Annotated in this window: 20 protein-coding genes; 13 read left to right on the top strand and 7 right to left on the bottom strand. The window is 69.6% G+C overall.

Annotated features, from left to right (window positions below):
- Window positions 1-15 precede the first annotated feature (15 nt).
- The 3 genes from glpK to OG448_RS24595 form a co-directional block, all read right to left on the bottom strand.
- Window positions 16-1554: a glycerol kinase GlpK gene (glpK, locus tag OG448_RS24585; RefSeq protein WP_405556919.1), complete on the bottom strand. Its 1539-nt coding sequence runs from the start codon at window positions 1552-1554 to the stop codon at window positions 16-18.
- A 97-nt stretch (window positions 1555-1651) separates the two neighbouring features.
- Window positions 1652-2443 carry an MIP/aquaporin family protein gene (locus OG448_RS24590; protein WP_405556921.1) on the bottom strand — a complete coding sequence of 264 codons (792 nt, stop codon included), beginning with the start codon at window positions 2441-2443 and terminating at the stop codon, window positions 1652-1654.
- Window positions 2444-2677: 234 nt separating this feature from the next.
- Window positions 2678-3442, bottom strand: a complete 765-nt coding sequence (locus OG448_RS24595) for an IclR family transcriptional regulator (RefSeq protein ID WP_030812673.1) — start codon at window positions 3440-3442, stop codon at window positions 2678-2680.
- A 294-nt stretch (window positions 3443-3736) separates the two neighbouring features.
- Between OG448_RS24595 and metH the strand changes: the two genes are divergently transcribed.
- From metH to OG448_RS24615, 4 genes are all read left to right on the top strand, one after another.
- Window positions 3737-7255 (top strand): methionine synthase, encoded by a 3519-nt coding sequence (metH, locus tag OG448_RS24600; protein ID WP_405556923.1) that lies wholly within the window; start codon window positions 3737-3739, stop codon window positions 7253-7255.
- Window positions 7256-7395: 140 nt separating this feature from the next.
- On the top strand, window positions 7396-8136 hold the full coding sequence (locus tag OG448_RS24605; RefSeq protein ID WP_405556925.1) for an HAD family hydrolase: 741 nt from the start codon (window positions 7396-7398) through the stop codon (window positions 8134-8136).
- Window positions 8137-8572: 436 nt separating this feature from the next.
- Complete coding sequence (locus OG448_RS24610; protein ID WP_405556927.1) at window positions 8573-10174, top strand: ABC transporter substrate-binding protein; 1602 nt, start codon at window positions 8573-8575, stop codon at window positions 10172-10174.
- Between the two features lie 69 nt (window positions 10175-10243).
- A complete protein-coding gene (locus OG448_RS24615; protein WP_405556928.1) occupies window positions 10244-11818 on the top strand; it encodes an ABC transporter substrate-binding protein in 1575 nt (524 codons plus the stop codon).
- Window positions 11819-11877: 59 nt separating this feature from the next.
- On the opposite strand, the gene OG448_RS24620 is transcribed toward OG448_RS24615, so the two are convergent.
- A complete protein-coding gene (locus OG448_RS24620) occupies window positions 11878-12549 on the bottom strand; it encodes a response regulator (protein ID WP_391299794.1) in 672 nt (223 codons plus the stop codon).
- A gap of 42 nt (window positions 12550-12591) precedes the next feature.
- A complete protein-coding gene (locus OG448_RS24625) occupies window positions 12592-13494 on the bottom strand; it encodes a RecB family exonuclease (RefSeq protein WP_405556931.1) in 903 nt (300 codons plus the stop codon).
- A gap of 164 nt (window positions 13495-13658) precedes the next feature.
- Here OG448_RS24625 and OG448_RS24630 point away from each other — a divergent pair, with 164 nt between their 5' ends.
- The 3 genes from OG448_RS24630 (at window position 13659) to OG448_RS24640 (ending at window position 16787) form a co-directional block, all read left to right on the top strand.
- Window positions 13659-15032 carry a site-2 protease family protein gene (locus tag OG448_RS24630; protein WP_405556933.1) on the top strand — a complete coding sequence of 458 codons (1374 nt, stop codon included), beginning with the start codon at window positions 13659-13661 and terminating at the stop codon, window positions 15030-15032.
- A 53-nt stretch (window positions 15033-15085) separates the two neighbouring features.
- On the top strand, window positions 15086-15988 hold the full coding sequence (locus OG448_RS24635) for a tRNA (adenine-N1)-methyltransferase (protein WP_030812697.1): 903 nt from the start codon (window positions 15086-15088) through the stop codon (window positions 15986-15988).
- Window positions 15989-16199: 211 nt separating this feature from the next.
- Window positions 16200-16787: a hypothetical protein gene (locus tag OG448_RS24640; RefSeq protein ID WP_405556935.1), complete on the top strand. Its 588-nt coding sequence runs from the start codon at window positions 16200-16202 to the stop codon at window positions 16785-16787.
- Window positions 16788-16858: 71 nt separating this feature from the next.
- On the opposite strand, the gene OG448_RS24645 is transcribed toward OG448_RS24640, so the two are convergent.
- The gene (locus OG448_RS24645; protein ID WP_135788180.1) at window positions 16859-17161 is read right to left on the bottom strand and encodes a ferredoxin; all 303 of its coding nucleotides are present in this window, start codon (window positions 17159-17161) and stop codon (window positions 16859-16861) included.
- Window positions 17162-17445: 284 nt separating this feature from the next.
- Here OG448_RS24645 and arc point away from each other — a divergent pair, with 284 nt between their 5' ends.
- From arc to prcA, 6 genes are all read left to right on the top strand, one after another.
- The gene (arc, locus tag OG448_RS24650; RefSeq protein ID WP_030812706.1) at window positions 17446-19212 is read left to right on the top strand and encodes a proteasome ATPase; all 1767 of its coding nucleotides are present in this window, start codon (window positions 17446-17448) and stop codon (window positions 19210-19212) included.
- Between the two features lie 233 nt (window positions 19213-19445).
- On the top strand, window positions 19446-20957 hold the full coding sequence (gene dop / locus OG448_RS24655) for a depupylase/deamidase Dop (RefSeq protein WP_391299802.1): 1512 nt from the start codon (window positions 19446-19448) through the stop codon (window positions 20955-20957).
- A 167-nt stretch (window positions 20958-21124) separates the two neighbouring features.
- Entirely contained in the window at window positions 21125-21343 is a 219-nt protein-coding gene (locus OG448_RS24660) for a ubiquitin-like protein Pup (RefSeq protein ID WP_405556938.1), read from the top strand.
- A gap of 166 nt (window positions 21344-21509) precedes the next feature.
- A complete protein-coding gene (locus OG448_RS24665; RefSeq protein WP_405556940.1) occupies window positions 21510-21998 on the top strand; it encodes an endonuclease VII domain-containing protein in 489 nt (162 codons plus the stop codon).
- Entirely contained in the window at window positions 21950-22795 is an 846-nt protein-coding gene (gene prcB, locus OG448_RS24670; RefSeq protein ID WP_405556941.1) for a proteasome subunit beta, read from the top strand. The genes OG448_RS24665 and prcB overlap by 49 nt, the downstream gene beginning before the upstream one ends.
- Window positions 22796-22860: 65 nt before the next feature.
- Window positions 22861-23643, top strand: coding sequence for a proteasome subunit alpha (gene prcA, locus OG448_RS24675; protein ID WP_405556943.1), 783 nt, complete (start codon window positions 22861-22863; stop codon window positions 23641-23643).
- An 84-nt stretch (window positions 23644-23727) separates the two neighbouring features.
- Here the strand turns inward: prcA and OG448_RS24680 are convergent, their stop codons facing one another.
- A complete protein-coding gene (locus tag OG448_RS24680; RefSeq protein WP_391299811.1) occupies window positions 23728-24744 on the bottom strand; it encodes a substrate-binding domain-containing protein in 1017 nt (338 codons plus the stop codon).
- Window positions 24745-24821: the final 77 nt, after the last annotated feature.

Genomic DNA, 24821 nt, shown 5'->3' on the forward strand with positions numbered 1-24821 from the left:
GCCGGACCTGGCGGGTCAGCTCTCGTCCTCGAGCCAGCCCATGGTCCGCTCGACGGCCTTGAGCCAGCTCTTGTACTCACGGTCGCGGGTCTCCGCGTCCATGCGGGGGGTCCACTCGGCGGCCCGGCGCCAGTTGGCGCGCAGCTCGTCGGTGCTGGACCAGAAGCCGACGGCGAGACCGGCGGCGTAGGCGGCACCGAGACAGGTGGTCTCGGCGACCATCGGGCGTACCACGGGGGCGTCGAGCACGTCCGCGAGCTGCTGCATCAGCAGGTTGTTCGCGGTCATGCCGCCGTCCACCTTGAGCGTGGTCAGCTCGACCCCGGAGTCCTTCGTCATGGCGTCCGCGATCTCCCGCGTCTGCCAGGCGGTGGCCTCCAGGACGGCGCGCGCGAGGTGCGCCTTGGTGACGTACCGGGTCAGGCCGGCGATCACACCGCGCGCGTCGGAACGCCAGTGCGGGGCGAACAGGCCGGAGAAGGCCGGTACGAAGTAGGCGCCGCCGTTGTCCTCGACCGAGAGCGCGAGGGTCTCGATCTCGGCGGCGGTGGAGATGAGGCCCATCTGGTCGCGCATCCACTGCACCAGCGAGCCGGTGACGGCGATGGAGCCCTCCAGGGCGTACACCGTCGGCTTGTCGCCGATCTTGTAGCCCACGGTGGTGAGCAGGCCGGCGTAGGAGTTGATGATCTTCTCGCCGGTGTTCATCACCATGAAGGTGCCGGTGCCGTAGGTCGACTTGGTCTCGCCCTCGGAGAAGCAGGTCTGGCCGAACAGGGCCGCCTGCTGGTCGCCGAGCGCGGAGGCGACGGGGATGCCGCCGAGCAGGTCGCCGAGGCTGCCGCCGGTGATGTCGCCGTAGACCTCGGCGGAGGAGCGGATCTCGGGGAGCATCTGCTCGGGGACCCCGATGGACTCGCAGATCTTCTTGTCCCACTGCATGGTGTGCAGGTTCATCAGCATGGTGCGCGAGGCGTTGGTGACGTCCGTGACGTGCTTGCCGCCGTTGACACCGCCGGTCAGGTTCCAGATGACCCAACTGTCCATGGTGCCGAAGAGGATGTCCCCGGCCTCGGCGCGCTCCCGCAGGCCCTCCACGTTGTCCAGCAGCCACCGGGCCTTGGGCCCGGCGAAGTAGGACGCCAGCGGCAGGCCGGTCTCGCGGCGGAACCGGTCCTGGCCGACGTTGCGGCCCAGCTCGCGGCAGAGCGCGTCGGTGCGGGTGTCCTGCCAGACGATGGCGTTGTGGACCGGCTCGCCGGTGTTCTTGTCCCACAGCACGGTCGTCTCGCGCTGGTTGGTGATGCCGATGGCCTTGATGTCGTCCCGCGTGATGTTCGCCTTGGCGATGGCGGAGGCGACGACCTCCTGGACGTTCGTCCAGATCTCGTTCGCGTCGTGTTCGACCCAGCCCGGCTTGGGGAAGATCTGCTCGTGCTCCTTCTGGTCGACGGAGACGATGCGGCCGTCCCGGTCGAAGACGATGCAGCGCGAGGAGGTCGTGCCCTGGTCGATCGCCGCGATGAAGGGGCCTGCGGTGTGGGCGTCGGTCACTGTGTGCTCCTGGGAGATCCGAGGTGAGGGTGCGGTGCCTGCGGTGTGTACGGCGCTTACTCGAATGATCGGTGCTTTTGGCGCAAATCGTTACTCATCAAGCAAAAGCGACGTTGTAGATGCCCGCAGCGATCGCGCCGCCGATCAGTGGACCGACGACCGGCACCCATGCGTAGCTCCAGTCCGAACCGCCCTTGTTGGGCAGCGGCAGCAGCGCGTGCACGATGCGCGGCCCCAGGTCACGCGCCGGGTTGATCGCGTACCCCGTCGGACCGCCGAGCGACAGACCGATCGAGACGACCACCAGGGCCGTGATCAGCGCGCCCACCGGGCCCAGACCGTTGCCCTCGTTGTTCAGGCCCTGCGTGAGGACCGCCAGCACCAGCACGATCGTGCCGATGATCTCCGTCAGAAGGTTCTGCACCGCGTTCCGGATCTCCGGACCGGTGGAGAAGATGCCCAGTACCGGGCCCGCGGCCGCCTCCTCGGCCTCGACCGCCTTGGCCGTGTCCTGCGCGCCGGGCCCGCCGACGATCTCCTGGTCGGTCAGGTGGGCGCGGAACTGGCCCATGTAGGCCACCCAGACCAGCGTCGCGCCGATCATCGCGCCCAGCAACTGGCCGCCCCAGTAGGCGGGCAGCGTGCCGTAGTCGTGGTCCTTGATCGCCAGCGCGAGGGTGACGGCCGGATTGAGATGCGCGCCGGAGAGGGGCGCCGAGGTGTAGACGGCCGTCAGAACGGCGAAGCCCCACCCGAAGGCGATGGCCAGCCATCCGGCGCCGCGCGCCTTGGACGCCTTCAGTGTCACGGCGGCACACACACCACCGCCGAGCAGGATGAGTACGGCGGTACCTATGGTCTCGCCGATGAAGATGTCGGAGCTGGACACCCGCGACTCCTTTGTCATTGGTCCAGGGAAACCCGGTCCTTGGCGCTGCCCCACCCTAACGCGTAATACCGATAGGTGTTCGACAATGCCGACCGATGGACGGGAGTCTCGCTTTCGGCGCGCGCACGCGTCAAGAGTTCCGGGGGCGAAAAAAAGCACAGAACGCAGGATCGTTACGGACGGGGGCACAGCAGACCGGCCCCCCGCGGGAAGGCCGTGCTCGGAAGGCCGCGCTCAGAAGCGGGCGGCACCCAGGTCGCGGGAGACCGCGCGGGCGCAGTCCCGCACCGCCGCGACCAGCTCCGGACGCGGCTCGCCGTCCCGGCACAGCCGCTCCACCGCGCCGGCGATCCCCACGGCGCCCACCGGCATCCGGCGCCGGTCGTGGATCGGCGCGGCGATCGACGCCACGCCCTCCCAGGTCTCCTCCAGGTCGGCCGCGTACCCGCGCGCCCGGGTGAGGTCCAGGACGTGCTCGAACTCCTCCGGCGCGCACACCGTACGGTCGGTGAACGCCTTGCGGGAGGAGTCCAGCGCCTCGCTGTGGGCCACCGGGTCGTAGGCGGAGAGCACCTTGCCCAGCGCCGTGGAGTGCAGGGGCTGCATCGCCCCGATCTCCAGCACCTGACGGCTGTCGTCCGGGCGGAAGACGTGGTGCACGATCAGCACGCCCTGCTGGTGCAGCACGCCCAGGTACACGCTCTCCCCGCTGGAGCGGGCCAGGTCGTCGGTCCACACCAGGGCCCGCGCCCGCAGCTCGTGCACGTCCAGGTAGGTGGTGCCAAGACGCAGCAGCTCCGCGCCCAGTTGGTAGCGGCCCGACGCCTCGTCCTGCTCCACGAAGCCCTCGTGCTGGAGGGTGCGCAGGATGCCGTGCGCGGTGCCCTTGGCCAGGCCCAGCGACGAGGCGATGTCGGAGAGGCCGAGCCGCCGCTCGCCGCCCGCGAGCAGGCGCAGCATCGCGGCCGCCCGTTCGAGCGACTGGATGTTCCGTGCCATCGCCGTCCTGCCTCCGTCCGCATCGGCCACCGCCGAGCCATCCCACACGCGTTCGGCAATGCCGAACATTACCGGTCCATGCCGATCTCCCGCCAATGAGCAGGGCCGTGCCGGGACACCCGTCGGTTTCCGGCCACGGCACCCGACCGGCCGGACTCCGCCATCCGCGTCCGTGTCGTGGACGCCTGTGCCCATCCAAGCCCACTGGCGGTTACTCTGGCGCCGTGCCCCACGCCCGGCCCCGGCCGGAGCGGGCGCATAGCCGACAGCCGTCGCATCCAAGGGAGCCCCTTCATGGCCTCGTCGCCGACGTCCCCTTCCGCCGACAGCCGGACCCGTGCGTCCGCGCTCCGTCAGGCACTCGCCACCCGTGTGGTGGTCGCCGACGGAGCCATGGGCACCATGCTCCAGGCTCAGGAACCCACGCTCGACGACTTCCAGCAGCTCGAGGGCTGCAACGAGATCCTCAACCTCACCCGGCCCGACATCGTGCGCTCCGTGCACGAGGCGTACTTCGCGGTCGGCGTCGACTGCGTCGAGACCAACACCTTCGGCGCCAACCACTCCGCCCTCGGCGAGTACGACATCCCCGAGCGCGTCCACGAACTCTCCGAGTCCGGCGCCCGCGTCGCCCGCGAGGTCGCCGACGAGTTCACCGCCCGCGACGGCCGCCCCCGCTGGGTGCTCGGCTCCATGGGCCCAGGCACCAAGCTGCCCACCCTCGGCCACGCCCCGTACACCACCCTGCGCGACGCCTATCAGCAGAACGCCGAGGGACTGGTCACCGGCGGCGCCGACGCCCTGCTGATCGAGACCACCCAGGACCTCCTCCAGACCAAGGCCGCCGTCCTCGGCGCCCGGCGCGGCCTGGACGCCCTCGGCATCGACCTGCCCGTCATCGTCTCCGTGACCGTGGAGACCACCGGCACCATGCTGCTCGGCTCCGAGATCGGCGCCGCGCTCACCGCGCTGGAACCCCTCGGCATCGACATGATCGGCCTGAACTGCGCCACCGGCCCCGCCGAGATGAGCGAGCACCTGCGCCACCTCGCCCGCAACGCCCGCATCCCGCTGGCCTGCATGCCCAACGCCGGCCTCCCCGTCCTCGGCAAGGACGGCGCGCACTACCCGCTCACCGCCCCCGAGCTGGCCGACGCCCAGGAGACCTTCGTCCACGAGTACGGCCTCTCCCTGGTCGGCGGCTGCTGCGGCACCACCCCCGAGCACCTGCGCCAGGTCGTCGAGCGGGTCCGGGACCTCACCCCGGCCGAGCGGCAGCCGCGTCCCGAGGCGGGCGCCGCCTCGCTGTACCAGTCCGTGCCGTTCCGCCAGGACACCTCCTACCTCGCCATCGGCGAGCGCACCAACGCCAACGGGTCGAAGAAGTTCCGCGAGGCCATGCTGGAGGCCCGCTGGGACGACTGCGTGGAGCTGGCCCGCGAGCAGATCCGCGAGGGCGCGCACATGCTCGACCTGTGCGTGGACTACGTCGGCCGCGACGGCGTCACCGACATGGCCGAACTCGCCGGCCGCTTCGCCACCGCCTCCACCCTGCCCATCGTGCTCGACTCCACCGAGGTCGACGTCATCCAGGCCGGCCTGGAGAAGCTCGGCGGCCGCGCGGTGATCAACTCGGTGAACTACGAGGACGGCGACGGCCCCGACTCCCGCTTCGCCAAGGTCACCCGGCTCGCCCGCGAGCACGGCGCCGCCCTGATCGCGCTCACCATCGACGAGGAGGGCCAGGCCCGCACCCCCGAGAAGAAGGTCGAGATCGCCGAACGGCTCATCGACGACCTCACCGGGAACTGGGGCATCCGCGAGGAGGACATCCTCATCGACACCCTGACCTTCACCATCTGCACCGGTCAGGAGGAGTCCCGCAAGGACGGCATCGCCACCATCGACGCCATCCGCGAACTCAAGCGGCGCCACCCCGACGTCCAGACCACCCTGGGCCTCTCCAACATCTCCTTCGGCCTCAACCCGGCCGCCCGCATCCTGCTGAACTCCGTCTTCCTCGACGAATGCGTCAAGGCGGGCCTGGACTCGGCCATCGTGCACGCCTCCAAGATCCTGCCCATCGCCCGCTTCAGCGAGGAAGAGGTGCAGACCGCCCTCGACCTCATCCACGACCGCCGCGCCGAGGGCTACGACCCGCTGCAGAAGCTGATGGCGCTCTTCGAGGGCGCCACCGCCAAGTCCCTGCGCGCCGGCAAGGCCGAGGAACTGGCCGCGCTGCCCCTGGACGAGCGCCTCAAGCGGCGCATCGTCGACGGCGAGCGCAACGGTCTCGAAGCCGACCTGGACGAGGCGCTCGAAGACCGCCCCGCCCTCGACATCGTCAACGACACCCTGCTCGACGGCATGAAGACCGTCGGTGAACTCTTCGGCTCCGGCCAGATGCAGCTCCCCTTCGTGCTCCAGTCCGCCGAGGTCATGAAGACGGCCGTGGCGCACCTGGAACCGCACATGGAGAAGTCGGACGCCGAGGGCAAGGGCACGATCGTGCTGGCCACCGTGCGCGGCGACGTCCACGACATCGGCAAGAACCTCGTGGACATCATCCTGTCCAACAACGGCTACAACGTCGTCAACCTCGGCATCAAGCAGCCCGTCTCCGCGATCCTGGACGCCGCCGAGGAGCACCGCGCCGACGTCATCGGCATGTCCGGCCTGCTGGTCAAGTCCACGGTGATCATGAAGGAGAACCTGGAGGAGCTGAACCAGCGCGGCCTGGCCGCCGACTATCCGGTGATCCTGGGCGGCGCCGCCCTCACCCGCGCCTACGTCGAGCAGGACCTCCACGAGATCTACGAGGGCGAGGTCCGCTACGCCCGCGACGCCTTCGAGGGCCTGCGCCTGATGGACGCCCTCATCGGCGTCAAGCGCGGTCTGCCCGGCGCCCGGCTCCCCGAGCTGAAGCAGCGCCGGGTCCGCGCCACCCCCGCGGCGGACCTCCCCGAGGAGAAGCCGGAGGAGGGCCACGTCCGCTCCGACGTGCGGACCGACAACCCGGTGCCCAAGCCGCCGTTCTGGGGCACCCGCGTCGTCAAGGGCATCCAGCTCAAGGAGTACGCGTCCTGGCTGGACGAGGGCGCCCTCTTCAAGGGCCAGTGGGGGCTGAAGCAGGCCCGCACCGGCGACGGCCCCAGCTACGAGGAACTCGCCGAGACCGAGGGCCGCCCCCGGCTGCGCGGCCTGCTCGACCGGCTCCAGACGGAGAACCTGCTGGAGGCCGCCGTCGTCCACGGGTACTTCCCTTGCGTCTCCAAGGACGACGACCTGATCATCCTGGACGAGGACGGCAACGAGCGCACCCGCTTCACCTTCCCCCGCCAGCGCCGGGGCCGCCGGCTCTGTCTCGCGGACTACTTCCGCCCGGAGGAGTCCGGCGAGCGGGACGTGGTCGGCCTCCAGGTCGTCACCGTCGGCTCCCGCATCGGCGAGGAGACCGCCAAGCTCTTCGAGGCCAACGCCTACCGCGACTACCTCGAACTGCACGGCCTCTCCGTCCAGTTGGCCGAGGCGCTGGCCGAGTACTGGCACGCCCGCGTCCGCGCCGAACTCGGCTTCGCCGGGGAGGACCCCGCCGACATCGAGGACATGTTCGCCCTGAAGTACCGGGGCGCCCGCTTCTCCCTCGGCTACGGCGCCTGCCCCAACCTGGAGGACCGCGCCAAGATCGCGGATCTGCTCCAGCCCGAGCGGATCGGCGTCCACCTCTCCGAGGAGTTCCAGCTCCACCCCGAACAGTCCACCGACGCCATCGTCATCCACCACCCCGAGGCGAAGTACTTCAACGCCCGCTGACCGTGCTGACCAGGTCCGACCACGGGACACGCGCACACGACAGGCGCATTGCGCGCGGGCGACGTATGCTGGTCGGTCCACCGCAGGCCGGTTCCCTTTCCGGGAACCGGCCTGATCGTCCCTCAAGGAGGTGCGCCCGGATGACCAGCACGGTCCCCGCGCTCGGAAACCTTCCCCAAGCTATCGACTCCGCTCGATCAGGGGAGACCCCTAAGGCCGAAGGCTCCGCCCTCCAAGCGGTCCTCCTCGACATGGACGGCACCCTGGTGGACACCGAGGGCTTCTGGTGGGACGTCGAGGTCGAGGTCTTCGCCGCCCTCGGGCACGCCCTCGACGAGTCCTGGCGGCACGTCGTCGTCGGCGGCCCCATGACCCGCAGCGCCGGCTTCCTCATCGAGGCCACCGGCGCCGCCATCACCCTCGCCGAACTCTCCGTCCTCCTCAACGACGGCTTCGAGGCCCGCATCGGCAGCCACCTCCCGCTGATGCCCGGCGCCGCCCGGCTGCTCGCCGAACTCCACGAGCACGACATCCCGACCGCCCTGGTCTCCGCCTCCCACCGGCGCATCATCGACCGCGTGCTGACCGCGCTCGGCCCGCACCACTTCAGCCTCTCCATCGGCGGCGACGAGGTCTCCCGCACCAAGCCCCACCCCGACCCCTACCTGCTGGCCGCCGCCGGACTCGGCGCCGACCCGGCCCGGTGCGCCGTCATCGAGGACACCGCCACCGGGGTCGCCGCCGCCGAGGCCGCCGGCTGTCATGTGGTCGCGGTGCCCTCCATCGCCCCCATCGTCCCGGCCGAACGGCGTACCGTCGTACCCTCGCTGGAACAGGTCGACCTGTCTTTTCTGCGCGGCCTGATGACGCTCGCGCACTAGGCGTTCACCCAGCGTGCGAAAACAATGCTGACCAGGGGCGCAATTCACCGGAGTTGCGCCCCCGGCGGAAATTCCCCGCCCGTCGAACCGGTTGAATTCCGGTATCCCGGACCGCAGTTGACACTGTGACGTTCGCCACTCGGACCGGTCTCGACAACGCTGTCCGCGTGTGCAGAAAACGGCGCCGAACGCATCGCCCGCGGGCCCATGTGTCCTGATTGATGGACCGTTGTACGAATCCTGCCGCTGTCGGTTTTTCGGTGCGTCCACACCCGGTTTCACTGCGTGATGAGCCCTCAGCTCCCGGGACCGCGAAACGCCCTGCGAGCGCGGACTAATGTCGACGCGACAACATCGCAGCAACCCCCGTGATCCGCCGCGCCCATCCGAAGCTTGCCGGGTTCACGGAATCGAACAGCTCTGGAGAACGTCCCGCATGAACCGCAAGACTCTGGTGCTGCCGGCAGTGGCCGGCCTGCTCACGCCGGTTCTCGCCGCGTGCGGAACCGACAGCGGGGCCAAGAACGGCGACCCCATCGTCGTCGGCACCACGGACCGGTTCACGGCCACGAGCGACGCCCCCGCGCCCCTCGACCCCGCCTACGCCTACGACGTCGGCACCTGGAACATCCTGCGCCAGACCGTGCAGACCCTGATGATCCAGCCCAAGGGCGAGGGCAGCCCCGTCCCGGAGGCCGCCGAGAGCTGCAGCTTCACCGACACCGGCAACGAGCGCTACGCCTGCAAGCTGCGCAGCGGCCTGAAGTTCGCCTCCGGCGACCCGGTCACCGCCGCCGATGTGAAGTTCTCCATCGACCGCGCCATCAAGCTCCAGGCCGACAGCGGTGTCGCCGCCCTGCTGAACACCGTCGACACCGTCGAGACGCAGGGCGACCGCGAGGTCATCTTCCACCTGAAGACGGCCGACGCCACCTTCCCCTTCAAGCTGTCCACCCCGGTCGCGGGCATCGTCAACCCCAAGGTCTACGCCAAGGACAAGCTGCGCGACGGCTTCGAGGTCGACGGCTCCGGCCCGTACACCTTCAAGGCCCAGCTCAAGGGCGACGCCATGGTCAGCGCCACGTTCACCAAGAACCCCTCGTACAAGGGCAGTTCCGAGCTGAACAACGACAAGGTGGAGATCCGCTCCTTCGACGGCGCCGACGCGATGGGCGCCGCCCTGGACCGCGGCGACATCGACGTCATGAGCCGCACCATGTCGCCGAGCCAGATCCAGAAGCTCGACGGCGGCTCCGACGGGCACGCCGACCTCGTCGACATGCCGGGCCTCGAGATCCGCTACCTCGCCTTCAACACCGCCGCGCCGACCGTGAAGGACAAGGCCGTCCGCCAGGCCATGGCCCAGGTCATCAACCGCGGCGAACTGGTCTCCAAGGTCTACGGCACCCAGGCCGAGCCGCTGTACTCCCTGGTGCCCGCCACCCTGACCGGCCACTCCAACTCGTTCTTCAACAAGTACGGTGACCCGAGCCCCGCCAAGGCCAAGGCGCTGCTCGCCAAGGCCGGCGTCACCGCCCCGGTCAAGCTGACGCTGCACTACACCACCGACCACTACGGCTCCGCCACCAAGCAGGAGTTCGAGGTCCTCCAGAAGCAGCTCAACGACAGCGGTGTCTTCGACGTCACCATCCAGGGCCACCCCTGGGCCACCTTCCGCCCCGCGGAGCAGAAGGGCCAGTACGACGTCTACGGCATGGGCTGGTTCCCCGACTTCCCGGACGCCGACAACTTCCTGGCGCCGTTCCTCGACAAGGACAACTTCCTCGGCTCGCCGTACACCAACAGTGCGATCGAGCGGACGCTGATCCCCGAGTCCCGCCGCGAGGCGGACCGCCTCGACGCCGCCAAGAGCCTCACCGACATCCAGGACACCGTCGCCGAGGACGTCCCCGTGCTGCCGCTGTGGCAGGGCAAGCAGTACGTCGCCGCACGGGACGACATCACGGGCACCTCGTACGCCCTGAACTCCTCCTCGACGCTTCAGCTGTGGGAGCTCGGCCGTGGCGTGAGCGGCTGACGTCTCCTGTACCCGGAGCCGCGACGGCGGCTCCGGGCCACGAACCGACGACAAGGCACTGCTGTGAAGATGAGCACCCAGTGGCCGGTCCTGCCCGTCGTGGCGGGGCTGGCCTGCGGCCTGTTGACCGGCTGCGGCTCCGGGACCGACGATGCCAAGGGCACCGGTCAGGCCGTGGTGATGGGGATGTCCGACGACGTCCTGGCGACCGACCCGGCATCGGGCTACGACCCCGGCTCCTGGCTGCTGTTCAACAACGTCTTCCAGTCGCTGCTCAGCTTCCCCAACGGCGGCACCCAGCCCGAGCCCGAACTCGCCAAGTCCTGCGTGTTCGGTGACACCCGGGCCACCCTCTTCACCTGCGAACTGAAGCCCGGTCTGAAGTTCAGCAACGGCGACTCCCTCACCTCCGAGGACGTCAAGTTCTCCTTCGACCGCCTGCTGAAGATCAACGACCCCGCCGGTCCGGCTGTCATGTTCCCGACGCTGGAGCGGGTCGAGACGCCGGACGCCAAGACGGTCGTCTTCCACCTCAACGCCCCCGACGCGACCTTCCCCAGCAAGATCGCCTCCGGCGCCGGCTCCATCGTCGACCACCGCCAGTACGACGCCGGCGCCCTGCGCACCGACGAGAAGGCCATCGGCTCCGGCCCCTACAAGCTCGACTCCTTCGACAAGGGTCAGGCCGTCTTCTCGGTCAACTCGCACTACAAGGGCACCGCCGACATCAAGAACTCCGGCGTCACCCTCAAGTTCTTCCACGGCGACCAGAAGGCCCTGAAGAAGGCCCTCCTCGGCGGCGACATCGACATCGCCTACCGCGGGCTGAGCGCCACCGACATCACCGACATCGACGCCCAGGAAGGCACCAAGGGCATCGACGTCATCGAGGGCAGCAGCGCCGAGGTCCAGCACCTCGTCTTCAACATGAAGGACCCCGTCGCCGGAAAGCTCGGCGTACGCAAGGCCATCGCCCACCTGCTCGACCGCGACGCCCTCATCCACAACGTCTACCAGGGCACCGCCACCCCGCTGTACTCGATCATCCCGGCCGGCATCATCGGCCACAACACCGCCTTCTTCGACACCTACGGCGCCCGCCCCTCCAGGGCCAAGGCCGCCCAGGCCCTGCGCGCCGACGGCATCAGCGGCAAGGTCAAGCTGACCCTGTGGTCCACCCCGGCCCGCTACGGCCCCGCCACCGACGCCGAACTGCGCGCCGTCGCCGCCCAGCTCAACGCCAGCGGCCTCTTCGAAGCCGACGTCAAATCCGTCCCCTTCGGCCAGTACGAGAAGGACATCGCCGCCGGCAAGTACGGCGTCTACGTCAAGGGCTGGGTGCCCGACTACCCGGACGCCGACAACTTCACCGCCCCCTTCTTCGGCAAGGGCAACGTGCTGTCCAACCACTACGACAACAGCCGCCTCACCGGCACCCTGCTCCCCGCCACCGCCGCCCAGAGCGACCGCGCCGCCACCGACAAGGACTTCGCGCAGCTCCAGGACATCGTCGCCGACGAACTGCCCATCCTGCCCGTCTGGCAGGCCAAGCAGTACGCCGTCGTCCGGGACGGCGTCTACGGCCTCGAGTACTGCCTCGACGCCTCCACCGTCTTCCGCTTCTGGGAACTCAGCAAGAGCTGACGCCCGTCCGGGAACACCGAGGGCGCCCCTCCGTCAGGAGAGGCGCCCTCAAGCCGTGTCTACTGCGCGCCCGGCCGCACCAGACCGCTCTCGTACGCGTACACCGCCGCCTGCACCCGGTCCCTCAGGCCCAGCTTCGTCAGCACATGCCCCACATGCGTCTTCACCGTCGTCTCGCTCACGAACAGATCCGCCGCGATCTCCGCGTTCGACAAACCCCGCGCCACCAGCTTCAGCACCTCCACCTCACGGTCCGTCAGCGTGTGCAGCGTGCTCGGCGCCGGCTCCTCACCCGACGGCAGATGCGTCGCGTACTTGTCCAGCAGCCGCCGCGTGATGCTCGGCGCCAGCATCGCCTCGCCCGCCGCCACCACCCGGATCGCCTGCACCAGCTCGTCCGCGGGCGCGTCCTTCAACAGGAACCCGCTCGCCCCCGCCCTGAGCGCCTCCACCACGTACTCGTCCAGATCGAACGTGGTCAGCACCAGCACCTTCGCCGGACCGTCCCGCTCCGGACCCGTGATCTGCCGGGTCGCCTCCACCCCGTCCATCCGGGGCATCCGGATGTCCATCAGCACGACATCCGGCTGCAGCGCACGCACCTGATCGAGCGCCTGAAGACCGTCACCGGCCTCACCGACGACCGCGATGTCCGGCTCCGCCTCCAGGATCATCCGGAACCCGGTACGCAACAGCGGCTGGTCATCGACCAAAAGGACGCGGATGGCCACGTGAGAACTCCTTCGCTAGACCGGCCCCATTCTGCCCGCGCCCTACGCGCCCGACTCCGCCGCCCTCACCGGAAGCGGATACGGCGGGGGAGTACCCCCGAACTCCGGACACACCGCCTGGTGGTCGCACCAGCCGCACAGCTTCGTCGGCCGCGGCCGCCACACCCCCGACTCCGTCGCCTCCCGGATCGCCGCCCACAGCGCCAGCAGCTTCCGCTCCACCCGCTCCAGATCCGCCGGCACCGGGTCGTACGTCAGGACGTCACCGCTGCCGAGATACACGAGCTGCAGCCGGCGCGGCACCACCCGCTTCAGCCGCCACACCACCAGCGCGTAGAACTTCATCTGGAACAGCGCGTCCTCCGCGTACTCCGGGCGCGGCGCCTTCCCCGTCTTGTAGTCGACGATGCGCACCTCACCCGTCGGCGCCACATCCACCCGGTCGATGATCCCGCGCAGCCGCAGCCCCGAATCCAGCTCCGTCTCCACGAACAGCTCACGCTCGGCCGGCTCCAGCCGCGTCGGGTCCTCCAGCGAGAACCAGCGCTCCACCAGCCGCTCCGCCTCACCCAGCCAGCGCGCCAGCCGCTCACCCTCCGGATCACCCTCGAACAGCTCCGAGACCTCCGGACGGCTCTCCCGCAACCGGTCCCACTGCGCCGGGATCAACGACTTCGCCGTCGGCGCCGTACGCTCCGCCGCCGGCGCGTCGAACAGCCGCTCCAGCACCGCGTGCACCAAAGTGCCCCGCGTCGCCGCCTCACTCGGCTTCTCCGGCAGCCGGTCGATCACCCGGAACCGGTACAGCAACGGACACCGCATGAAATCGCTCGCCCGCGAGGGAGACAGCGACGACGGCGCCGCGACGACCCGCGCGACACCCTCCGCGCCGCCCTCGCCACCCGAAACGCCCTCGGGGGCACTGTCCACACCGCTGCTCTCCATGACCCAGACCATACGGCCCGGCACCGACAGCGACCCAGCCGCGCACCTGACGCCCCCGGAACACCAGGGTGCCGGAGCGGACCGCGCCACCCCGGCCGCATACCATCGACCCGAGACCCTTCCGCCCGGCCACGCGCGGAAGACGCTTCGAACGAGGGGACACCGTGGACGTGAGCGGCGGGAACGGGCAGCCGCGGCCGGAGGAGAACCACCCGGCCGAGCACCCCCCAGTGCCTCCGACCCCGAACCCGGAACACGACCCCGAACACGACGAGGGCAGTCCCGAACGGCCCGAACCCGGCGACACCCCGGATCGCACCGAGCACGAGCACCGCTCCCTCGCCCACGCCGGCATCGCCCGCACCGACCCGCCCCCCGAGCGCCCCAAGGAACCCGGCGGCGGCATCCTCATGGGCCGCCCCTTCGGCGTACCCGTCTACGTCGCCCCGAGCTGGTTCCTCGTCGCCGCCCTCATCACCTGGGTCTTCGGCGGCCAGCTCGACCGCGTCCTGCCCGAACTCGGCGCCCTGCGCTACCTCGTCTCCCTCTTCTTCGCGGTCGCCTTCTACGCCTCCGTCCTCGTCCACGAACTCGCGCACACCATCGCGGCCCTCCGCTTCAAACTCCCGGTCCGCCGCATCCAGCTCCAGTTCTTCGGCGGCGTCTCCGAGATCGAGAAGGAAGCCGAGACACCCGGCCGCGAATTCGTCCTCGCCTTCGTCGGACCCCTGCTCTCCCTCGTCCTCGCCGGACTCTTCTACCTCGCCCTGAAACCCGTCGAGCCCGGCACCGTCCCCGGCGTCCTCCTCGCCGGGCTGATGATCTCCAACCTCATCGTCGCGATCTTCAACCTCCTGCCCGGCCTCCCGCTCGACGGCGGCCGCATGCTCCGCGCCGTCGTCTGGAAGATCACCGGCCGCCCCATGACCGGCACCGTCGCCGCCGCCTGGGTCGGCCGCGCCCTCGCCGTCTCCGTCCTCATCGGACTGCCCCTGCTCAACCAGTCCGGCGCCCTCGGCGGCGACCGGGACGTCAGCGGCATGGACACCGTCACCGACGCCCTGCTCGCCGCGATCCTCGCCGCCATCATCTGGACCGGCGCCGGCAACAGCCTCCGCATGGCCCGGCTGCGCGAACACCTCCCCGACCTCCGCGCCCGCACCCTCACCCGCCGCGCCGTCCCCGTCCAGACCGACACCCCCCTCTCCGAGGGCCTGCGCCGCGCCAACGCCGCCGGCGCCCGCGCCCTCGTCGTCGTCGACGCCGACGGCACCCCCCTCTCCCTCGTCCGGGAGGCCGCCATCGTCGGCGTCCCCGAACACCGCCGCCCCTGGGTCCCCGTCAGCGAACTCGCCCAGGACCTCACTGACGGTATGCGCGTCTCCGCCGAACTCTCGGGCGAGGAACTCCTGGACACCCTCCGAGCCACCCCCGCGACCGAGTACCTGGTGGTCGAGAACACCGGCGAGATCTACGGCGTCCTCTCGGCGGCGGACGTCGAACGGGCCTTCGTCAAGGCCATGGCCCGCCCCTCCTGAGCGCACCGGGGATCATGGTCCTCGCCCCCCGCCGCTGCCGGTAAGCTGGTCACATGTCCGAACCGACCGGTGCCGCCCGCAGGCGCGGGCCCTTCAAGGTCGGGGACCAGGTTCAGCTGACCGACCCCAAGGGCCGCCACTACACGTTCACGCTCGAAGCCGGGAAGAACTTCCACACCCACAAGGGCTCCTTCCCGCACGACGAACTGATCGGCGCTCCCGAGGGCAGCGTTGTCCGCACCACCGGCAACGTCGCCTACCTCGCGCTGCGCCCCCTGCTCCCCGACTACGTCCTGTCCATGCCCCGCGGCGCCGCCGTGGTCTACCCCAAGGACGCGGGGCAGATCCTGGCCTTCGCCGACATCTTCCCCGGCGCCCGCGTCGTCGAGGCGGGCGTGGGCTCCGGCTCGCTGAGCAGCTTCCTGCTGCGCGCCATCGGCGACCAGGGCATGCTGCACTCCTACGAGCGCCGCGAGGACTTCGCCGAGATCGCCAAGCAGAACGTCGAGCGCTACTTCGGCGGTGAACACCCCGCCTGGCAGCTCACCGTCGGCGACCTCCAGGACAACCTGTCCGACACCGACGTCGACCGCGTCATCCTCGACATGCTCGCCCCCTGGGAATGCCTGGAGGCCGTCTCCAAGGCACTCGTCCCCGGCGGCATCCTCTGCGCCTACGTCGCCACCACCACCCAGCTCGCCCGGACCGTCGAGTCCATCCGCGAGATCGGCTGCTTCAACGAGCCGACCGCCTGGGAGACGATGATCCGCAACTGGCACATCGAGGGCCTGGCCGTCCGCCCGGACCACCGCATGATCGGCCACACCGGCTTCCTGCTCACCGCCCGCCGCCTCGCCGACGGCGTCGAGCCGCCCATGCGCCGCCGCCGCCCCGCCAAGGGCGCCTACGGCGAGGACTACGCCGGCCCCAACGCCGACGGCGGCGCGGGCCGCTGACCCGCACCCACCCCGCACCACACCAGGGCGCCGTGCCCCCACCTCCCGCCACCACGGGAACCAGGGACACGGCGCCCTCGCGTCACCCCTCGTCAAGACGCCCCCGCACCCCGCCGAATCCGCACCCGCCCCCGCCGTTCCCACCCACCGTGACGTGTGACACCATGCTGGCCACCCCTTCACCGGCACAGCCCCACAGGAGACCCTCCTAGTGCAGCAATCCGCCGTCCCGGAGCTCGCCCGCACGGACACCCGGCCCATCCACTGGGTCGCCACGGCCACCGCGGTCGCCGGCGTGATCGCACTGTCCTCCCTCGTACAGCCCGGCCCGGCCACCGCGGCCCAGCCGACCACCGCCACCGAGGCCAGGCCCGCCCCCGCGCCCACCGCCACCACCCCGCCCGGCACCACCGGCGTCGCCTTCCCGCTCGACTGCGGCCCCGTCAAAGCCGTCGTCGCCCGGAAGACCAGCGGCGACCTCGACGGCGACGGCAAACCCGAGACGGTCGCCGTCGTCCACTGCGACGCCGCCATGGGCACCCCGCCCGACGCCGTCTACGTCCTCACCCGCAACGCCACCGACGGCAGCCCCCGCGTCGTCGCCACCCTCGTCCAGCCCGCCGACCGCCTCACCGCCACCGACCTCGCCATCGGCGACCGCACCGTGACGGCCACCCTGCTCGGCTACTCGACCGACGACGTACCGAGCTGCTGCCCCGACGTGAAGAAACCCGCCGCCTGGCGCTGGAACGGCCACGCCTTCCTGCGCTCCACCCCGGCCGACACCCGAGGCGTCTGACCCCCCAACGCACGAGACGCGCGCATGCCACCGCACGCGCGCGTCCTCGCAAAGGGTCCGTCCAGTGGACGTCAGTCCGCCTCGGGCCCGAACACCTCGACCTTGTCCGAAACACGGCGCACATGGATGCACGCCCCCGGACACTCCTTCGCCGAGTCCACCACATCCGTGAGCAGCGGCAGCGGCACCGGCGTCGTCGCCCCCACGGCCTGGAGCAACTCGTCGTCGCCGTCCTTCACATAGGCCAGCCCGTCGATGTCCAGCTCGAACACCTCCGGCGCGTACTGGGCGCAGATCCCGTCACCGGTACACAGGTCCTGGTCGATCCAGACCTCCAGCGCCTCGCCGTCCGGGGCCTCCTGCTGCACGCTCATCTCTCCTGACCTCAATTCGCCGGACCCGAGCGGCCGGCGGCTGTCGAACACCCCGACCCTACCTCCGCCGCCCGCTTTCCCACCGTCTGCGCCCGCCGGCCACCGGATCACCCGGAACAAGCGGCTTCCGCATCACGTTCAGTGGGTATCCCCTCCGTGCGAGAGGGAGCGCACCGGGTGACCGACGACACACCTTGACAGTCTTTGTGATCTAGGGGTTTCAATCGACACCCACCCAGGTAGGGTCTGGAAGCGTCCAGCTCCCCTTGGAGGAGGTGAGGACCGTGGCAGCCCACGACGACGACATCAACCGCGGCATCCGCTCGGGACGAGGGTCCGACGACCCTGCCGGGCAGATCGCCTATCTTGAGCAGGAGATCGCCGTCCTGCGCCGCAAGCTCGCCGACTCTCCGCGGCACACGAGGATTCTCGAGGAGCGGATCGTCGAGCTTCAGACCAACCTGGCCGGCGTCTCCGCACAGAACGAGCGCCTGGCCAACACACTCCGCGAGGCCCGCGACCAGATCGTGGCCCTCAAGGAGGAAGTCGACCGGCTCGCCCAGCCGCCGGCCGGCTTCGGAGCGTTCCTTCAGGCCAACGAGGACGGCACCGCCGATATCTTCACCGGCGGCCGCAAGCTCCGCGTCAACGTCAGCCCGAGCGTCGAACTCGACAACCTCAGGCGCGGCCAGGAAGTCATGCTCAACGAAGCGCTCAACGTGGTCGAGGCCATGGAGTACGAGAGCGTCGGCGACATCGTCACCCTCAAGGAGATCCTCGAGGACGGCGAACGCGCCCTGGTACTGGGACACACCGACGAGGAACGCGTGGTCCGGCTCGCCGAACCGCTCCGGGGCATCACCATCCGCCCCGGCGACGCACTCCTCCTCGAACCCCGCTCCGGCTACGTCTACGAAGTCGTGCCCAAGAGCGAGGTCGAGGAACTCGTCCTCGAAGAAGTCCCCGACATCGGCTACGAACAGATCGGCGGACTCGGCGGCCAGATCGAGGCCATCCGCGACGCCGTCGAACTCCCTTACCTCTACCCCGACCTCTTCAAGGAGCACGAGCTGCGCCCGCCCAAGGGCGTCCTGCTCTACGGCCCGCCCGGATGCGGTAAGACCCTGATCGCCAAGGCCGTCGCCAACTCGCTGGCCAAGAAGGTCGCCGAAGTGACCGGACAGGCCCAGGGCAAGAGCTTCTTCCTCAACATCAAGGGCCCCGAGCTGCTCAACAAGTACGTCGGTGAGACCGAGCGGCAGATCCGCCTCGTCTTCCAGCGTGCGCGTGAGAAGGCCAGCGAGGGCACCCCCGTCATCGTCTTCTTCGACGAGATGGAATCCCTCTTCCGCACCCGCGGCTCCGGCGTCAGCTCCGACGTCGAGAACACCATCGTCCCCCAGCTCCTCGCGGAGATCGACGGTGTCGAGGGCCTCCAGAACGTGGTCGTCATCGGCGCCTCCAACCGCGAGGACATGATCGACCCCGCCATCCTCCGGCCCGGCCGGCTCGACGTGAAGATCAAGATCGAGCGCCCGGACGCCGAAGCCGCCAAGGACATCTTCGGCAAGTACCTCACAGAGCGCCTCCCGCTGCACTCCGACGACCTCGGCGAGCACGGCGGCGACAAGGAGATCACCGTCCAGAGCATGATCCAGACGGCGGTCGAGCAGATGTACGCCGAATCCGAGGAAAACCGCTTCCTGGAAGTCACCTACGCCAACGGAGACAAGGAAGTCCTCTACTTCAAGGACTTCAACTCCGGCGCCATGATCGAGAACATCGTGGGCCGCGCCAAGAAGATGGCGATCAAGGACTTCCTCGACAAGAGCCAGAAGGGCCTCCGCGTCTCCCACCTCCTCCAGGCATGCGTGGACGAGTTCAAGGAGAACGAGGACCTGCCCAACACCACCAACCCCGACGACTGGGCCCGTATCTCCGGAAAGAAGGGCGAGCGGATCGTCTACATCCGCACCCTCATCACCGGAAAGCAGGGCGCGGACACCGGACGGTCCATCGACACGGTGGCGAACACCGGTCAATACCTGTAAAAGGCGGAGCGGCTGCGGGTGCCCGCCACGGGCATCCGCAGCCGCTCGCTTTTCAGGCCACGACCGGAGCAGTCAATGACGCAAATGATCTCCCCACCAGTGCAAAGGCGTTCTAGGCTCTTTCCTACCGCCGAGTCGCGCAGTGCGGGGACGGGCACCGCACACGCACCGGAGCGCCAGCGGTACGCGAGCGGCACCCAAGACAGAGGGTGCCGCCGGGCAAGGAGGGCCGCATGACCGTACGGCGAGTAATGGGCATCGAGACGGAGTACGGCATCTCCGTCCCCGGCCACCCCAATGCCAATGCCATGCTCACCTCGTCCCAGATCGTCAACGCCTACGCGGCCGCGATGCACCGGGCCCGCCGGGCCCGCTGGGACTTCGAGGAGGAGAACCCGCTGCGCGACGCGCGAGGCTTCGACCTCGCCCGGGAGGCCGCCGACTCCAGCCAGCTCACCGACGAGGACATCGGCCTCGCCAACGTCATCCTCACCAACGGCGCCCGGCTCTACGTCGACCACGCCCACCCCGAATACAGCGCCCCCGAGGTCACCAACCCGCGCGACGCCGTCCTCTGGGACAAGGCGGGCGAACGCATCATGGCCGAGGCCGCCGAACGGGCCGCGGCGCTGCCCGGCGCCCAGCCCATCCACCTCTACAAGAACAACACCGACAACAAGGGCGCCTCCTACGGCACGCACGAGAACTACCTGATGAAGCGGGAGACCGCCTTCTCGGACATCGTGCGCCACCTGACGCCGTTCTTCGTCTCCCGCCAGGTCTTCGCGGGCGCCGGCCGCGTCGGCATCGGGCAGGACGGCCACGAACACGGCTTCCAGCTCAGCCAGCGCGCCGACTACTTCGAGGTCGAGGTCGGCCTGGAGACCACCCTCAAGCGGCCCATCATCAACACCCGCGACGAACCCCACGCGGACGCCGAGAAGTACCGCCGCCTCCATGTGATCATCGGCGACGCCAACCTCTCGGAGATCTCCACCTACCTCAAGCTGGGCACCACCGCACTGGTCCTCTCCATGATCGAGGACAACTTCATCGCGGTGGACCTCGCCGTGGACCAGCCCGTCCGCACCCTCCACCAGGTCTCCCACGACCCCTCCCTCCAGCACCTCGTCACGCTGCGCAGCGGGCGCACGCTCACCGCCGTGCAGTTGCAGATGGAGTACTTCGAGCTGGCCCGCAAATACGTGGAGGAGCGCTACGGCGCCGACGCCGACGACCAGACCAAGGACGTCCTCGTCCGCTGGGAGGACACCCTCACCCGGCTGGAGAGGGACCCCATGAGCCTGGCAGCGGAACTCGACTGGGTCGCCAAGCGGCAGCTCATGGAGGGCTACCGCCGCCGCGACGACCTCGACTGGGACGCGCCCCGGCTGCACCTGGTCGACCTCCAGTACGCCGACGTACGCCCCGAGAAGGGTCTCTACAACCGCCTGGTCGACAAGGGCCGCATGAAGCGGCTGCTGGACGACGCGGAGGTCGAGCGGGCGCGTACGAAGCCGCCGGAGGACACTCGGGCCTACTTCCGGGGACGGTGCCTGGAGCAGTACGCGGACGACGTGGCCGCGGCCTCCTGGGACTCGGTCATCTTCGACCTCCCCGGCCGCGATTCGCTCCAGCGGGTGCCAACCCTGGAACCTCTTCGCGGAACGCGAAATCACGTCAAGGAGCTGCTGGACCGGTGCCGGACGGCGGACGAGCTGGTCAGGGTGCTGTCCGGCAATTGAAACCCCGGTCCGGGGCATTGATTCGGCTCCCTTCGCAGGGTGGAAATCCCGGCGTCAGGGAATCATCGAGATGGCCCCCGTACGTTCCCGGAACTACGGGGCCGATGTCGGACCCGGCTTGTAGGGTCTGATCATCACCGAACGGCGAACTGAGCGGGGTGAGGGTTATGGCGACCAAGGACACCGGCGGCGGCCAGCAGAAGGCCACACGCTCCACCGAAGAGGTCGAGGAGCAGGCCCAGGAAGCACAGGGCTCCGAAGACCTCAAGGAACGACAGGAAAAACTGACCGACGACGTGGACTCGGTCCTGGACGAAATCGATGACGTACTCGAGGAAAACGCCGAGGACTTCGTGCGAAGCTTCGTGCAAAAAGGCGGGGAATAGAGGCAGGTGGGCGGTTTCACCTTCGAAGTGAAGGGTGCGGGGGAGTCGGGTGGTCGAGGAACCGAACGCGAAACGCTGCGGGAAGTGTGAGCGGGAGCTGCCTCCCGCAGCGTTTGCGCGGGACCGGAACCGACGTGACGGCCTTCAGGTGTATTGCCGGGAGTGCGTGGCGGAATACGGCGCCGCGCATTACCGGCGCCGCCGGGAAGCCATGGGGAAGCCGGCTCGGGAAAAAGTGGACGTCCCGTCCGGGCACAAGCTCTGCCTGAAGTGCGGCGAGGTCAAACCCTGGGCCGAATGGCACCGCAACTCGTCGGCCTCGGACGGGCTGTCAACGCGCTGCAAGTCATGCCGGGCGGCGGAGGGCCGCGCCGGTCATCTCAAACGCAGTTACGGCCTCACCGAGGCCGAGCGGGATGCGATGGTCGCCTCTCAGCGCGGGCTCTGTGTGATCTGTCTGAATGCCCCGGCCGCACATGTGGATCACTGCCACAAGACGGGTAGGGTCCGAGGCGTACTGTGCTTCAACTGCAATTCGGCCATCGGCAAGCTGGGGGACGACCCCGAGGCCGTACGCCGGGCCGCCGCCTATCTGGAAGGAAACTCGTGGAAGCCAATACTCGTGGCACCGGGCGTCTACCAGCTGCCTTCCTGACGCCTGGGTCGTCCTCCTTCATGGACTTCCTGTCGGACCACCAGCCGGAGCTGCTGCCGGGCAAGCGGACGCTGCCGCCGGTGCAGGGCGTGATCGAGGCCCCGCACGGGACGACGATCGTGGCCGTGACGTTCCCCGGGGGCGTCGTCCTCGCCGGTGACCGCCGGGCCACCATGGGCAACGTCATCGCCCAGCGGGACATCGAGAAGGTCTTCCCGGCGGACGAGTACTCCGCGGTCGGCATCGCCGGCACCGCGGGCCTGGCCGTGGAGATGGTGAAGCTCTTCCAGTTGGAGCTGGAGCACTTCGAGAAGGTCGAAGGCGCGCAGCTCTCCCTGGAGGGCAAGGCGAACCGCCTGTCGACGATGATCCGCTCCAACCTAGGCATGGCTATGCAGGGTCTGGCCGTGGTCCCCCTGTTCGCGGGGTACGACCTGGACCGCGAGCGGGGCCGCATCTTCTCGTACGACGTGACGGGCGGCCGCAGCGAGGAGCACAACTTCGCGGCGACCGGTTCGGGCTCGGTGTTCGCGCGCGGTGCGATGAAGAAGCTCTTCCGTGACGACCTGACCGCGGAAGAGGCCACCACCCTGGTGGTGCAGGCGCTGTACGACGCGGCCGACGACGACTCGGCGACCGGTGGTCCCGATGTCGCGCGCCGGATCTATCCGATCATCACGGTGATCACCGACGAGGGTTTCCGCAGGCTGTCGGAGCAGGAGGCGTCCGAGCTGTCGCGCGCGGTGCTCCAGCGGCGGCTGGAAGAGCCGGACGGTCCTCGGGCCGCCCTGCTCTGAGCGGGCGTGCCGGTCTTCGCAGTGAGGTGATCCCAGTGACCATGACAGAAAGGGACGGATAACCGGTGTCGACGCCGTTCTATGTCTCACCCCAGCAGGCCATGGCGGACCGCGCCGAGTACGCCCGCAAGGGCATCGCGCGCGGTCGCAGCCTGGCGGTCATGCAGTATGCCGACGGCATCGTGTTCGTCGGTGAGAACCCGTCCCGTGCGCTGCACAAGTTCAGCGAGATCTACGACCGGATCGGCTTCGCGGCCGCCGGCAAGTACAACGAGTACGAGAATCTGCGCATCGGTGGTGTGCGGTACGCGGATCTGCGGGGTTACACCTACGACCGTGACGACGTGACCGCGCGTGGTCTGGCGAACGTGTACGCGCAGACGCTGGGCACGATCTTCTCCTCGGCGGCGGAGAAGCCGTACGAGGTGGAGCTGGTGGTCGCGGAGGTCGGTGCGACTCCGGAGGGTGACCAGATCTACCGGCTGCCGCACGACGGTTCCATCGTGGACGAGCACGGTTCGGTGGCGGTCGGCGGTAACGCGGAGCAGATCAGCACGTTCCTGGACCAGCGGCACCGGGACGGGATGAGTCTGGCGGAGGCGCTGAAGCTGGCGGTGCAGGCGTTGTCGCGGGACACCAACGGAGGCGAGCGGGAGATTCCCGCGGAGCGTCTGGAGGTGGCGGTGCTGGACCGGACGCGCCCGCAGAAGCGGAAGTTCAAGCGGATCGTGGGCGGTCAGTTGTCGCGGTTGCTGGCGGCGAACGGCGCGGCGACCGAGGCGGAGAGCGCGGACGACCCGGAGGACGCGTCGGGTGCGTCGGGTGGTTCGGGCCCCGCGAAGGAGTGACGCGCGCGCCCGCGTGGTGTTGTTCAGGTGCCCTCGACCGGATTCCGGTCGGGGGCCCTTTGTGTGGGTGGCGCGGGAGGGGCCTCAGGAGGGCCGTGGTGGGGCCGTGGAGGCGCGGGGGATGAGCTGGACCGGGATGTCCCCGTGTGCGGGCTCACGGCCGTCCAGGACGGCGAGGAGGGCCTGCATGCCGCGTTCGCCGAAGAGTTCGGCGTCGAGGCGGACGGTGGTGAGTTCGGGGTCGAGGGCGGTGGCGAGGGCGAGGTCGTCGAGTCCGGTGACGGAGATGTCGTCGGGGATGCGCAGGCCGAGGCGGCGGGCGGCCTTGTAGGCGCCGGCGGCGAGTTTGTCGTCGTCGCAGACGATGGCGGTGGGGCGGGGGCCGGGGGCGGTGAGCGCGGCCTCGGTGGCGGCGCGGGCGGCGTCGATGGTGATGGGCGCGTGGGCGGTGGTGAGCCGGGTGCCGGGTGCGGCGGCGAGGCGGTCGGCGAGTTCGCGGGCGCGGATCTCGAAGGTCCAGGAGGGTACGTCGGCGGCGAGGTGGAGGAGGTGGCGGTGGCCGAGGCCGAGGAGGTGGTCGGTGACCTGGCGGACGCCGTCGGTGATGTCGAGGTTGACGGTGGCGGCGCCGAGGCTGCCGGCGGGGTCGCTGTCGAGCATGACGAGGGGGAGCTGGTCGCCGCTGATGGCGGTGAGGGCGTCGGCGGCCATGGAGGAGGCGATGACGCCGTCGAGGGCGGCCTGGGCGCTGGCGAAGGGGTCGCGGGCGGGGCCGACGCCTTCGGGGGAGGGGTAGAGGACGACGCCGAAGCCGTGTTCGGCGGCGACGCGGGCGGCTCCGGTGTAGACGCCGGCGAAGAACTCGGTGGTGAGGGCGGGGACGACGAGGAGGACGGTGCGGGTGTGGCCGAGGCGGAGGTTGCGGGCGGCGAGGTTGGGGCGGTAGCCGAGGTCGGTGGCGGCCTGGCGTACGCGCTGGGCGGTGGTCTCGGAGACGCGGCCGCGCCATTTGTCGCCGAGGACGAGTGAGACGGCGGCCTGGCTGACTCCGGCCGCGCGGGCGACGTCACGGCTGGTCGGGCGCGTGCTGCTGCGTGCCACCGCGGGCGTGCTCCTCTGAGTGCTGTGGACTGGGTGCTGTGTGGACGGTCGGACAGCGCACATGGTACGTATGAAAG

It is taken from the genome of Streptomyces sp. NBC_01171 (assembly GCF_045039805.1).
Classification (GTDB): domain Bacteria; phylum Actinomycetota; class Actinomycetes; order Streptomycetales; family Streptomycetaceae; genus Streptomyces.

Coding starts and splice junctions, on each gene's coding strand:
- dop (WP_391299802.1), top strand. CDS start 19,446: ATGACCGTACGGCGAGTAATGGGCATCGAGACGGAGTACGGCATCTCC.
- OG448_RS24625 (WP_405556931.1), bottom strand. CDS start 13,494: ATGGAGAGCAGCGGTGTGGACAGTGCCCCCGAGGGCGTTTCGGGTGGC.
- OG448_RS24615 (WP_405556928.1), top strand. CDS start 10,244: ATGAGCACCCAGTGGCCGGTCCTGCCCGTCGTGGCGGGGCTGGCCTGC.
- OG448_RS24635 (WP_030812697.1), top strand. CDS start 15,086: ATGTCCGAACCGACCGGTGCCGCCCGCAGGCGCGGGCCCTTCAAGGTC.
- OG448_RS24645 (WP_135788180.1), bottom strand. CDS start 17,161: ATGAGCGTGCAGCAGGAGGCCCCGGACGGCGAGGCGCTGGAGGTCTGG.
- metH (WP_405556923.1), top strand. CDS start 3,737: ATGGCCTCGTCGCCGACGTCCCCTTCCGCCGACAGCCGGACCCGTGCG.
- OG448_RS24605 (WP_405556925.1), top strand. CDS start 7,396: ATGACCAGCACGGTCCCCGCGCTCGGAAACCTTCCCCAAGCTATCGAC.
- OG448_RS24660 (WP_405556938.1), top strand. CDS start 21,125: ATGGCGACCAAGGACACCGGCGGCGGCCAGCAGAAGGCCACACGCTCC.
- OG448_RS24610 (WP_405556927.1), top strand. CDS start 8,573: ATGAACCGCAAGACTCTGGTGCTGCCGGCAGTGGCCGGCCTGCTCACG.
- OG448_RS24595 (WP_030812673.1), bottom strand. CDS start 3,442: ATGGCACGGAACATCCAGTCGCTCGAACGGGCGGCCGCGATGCTGCGC.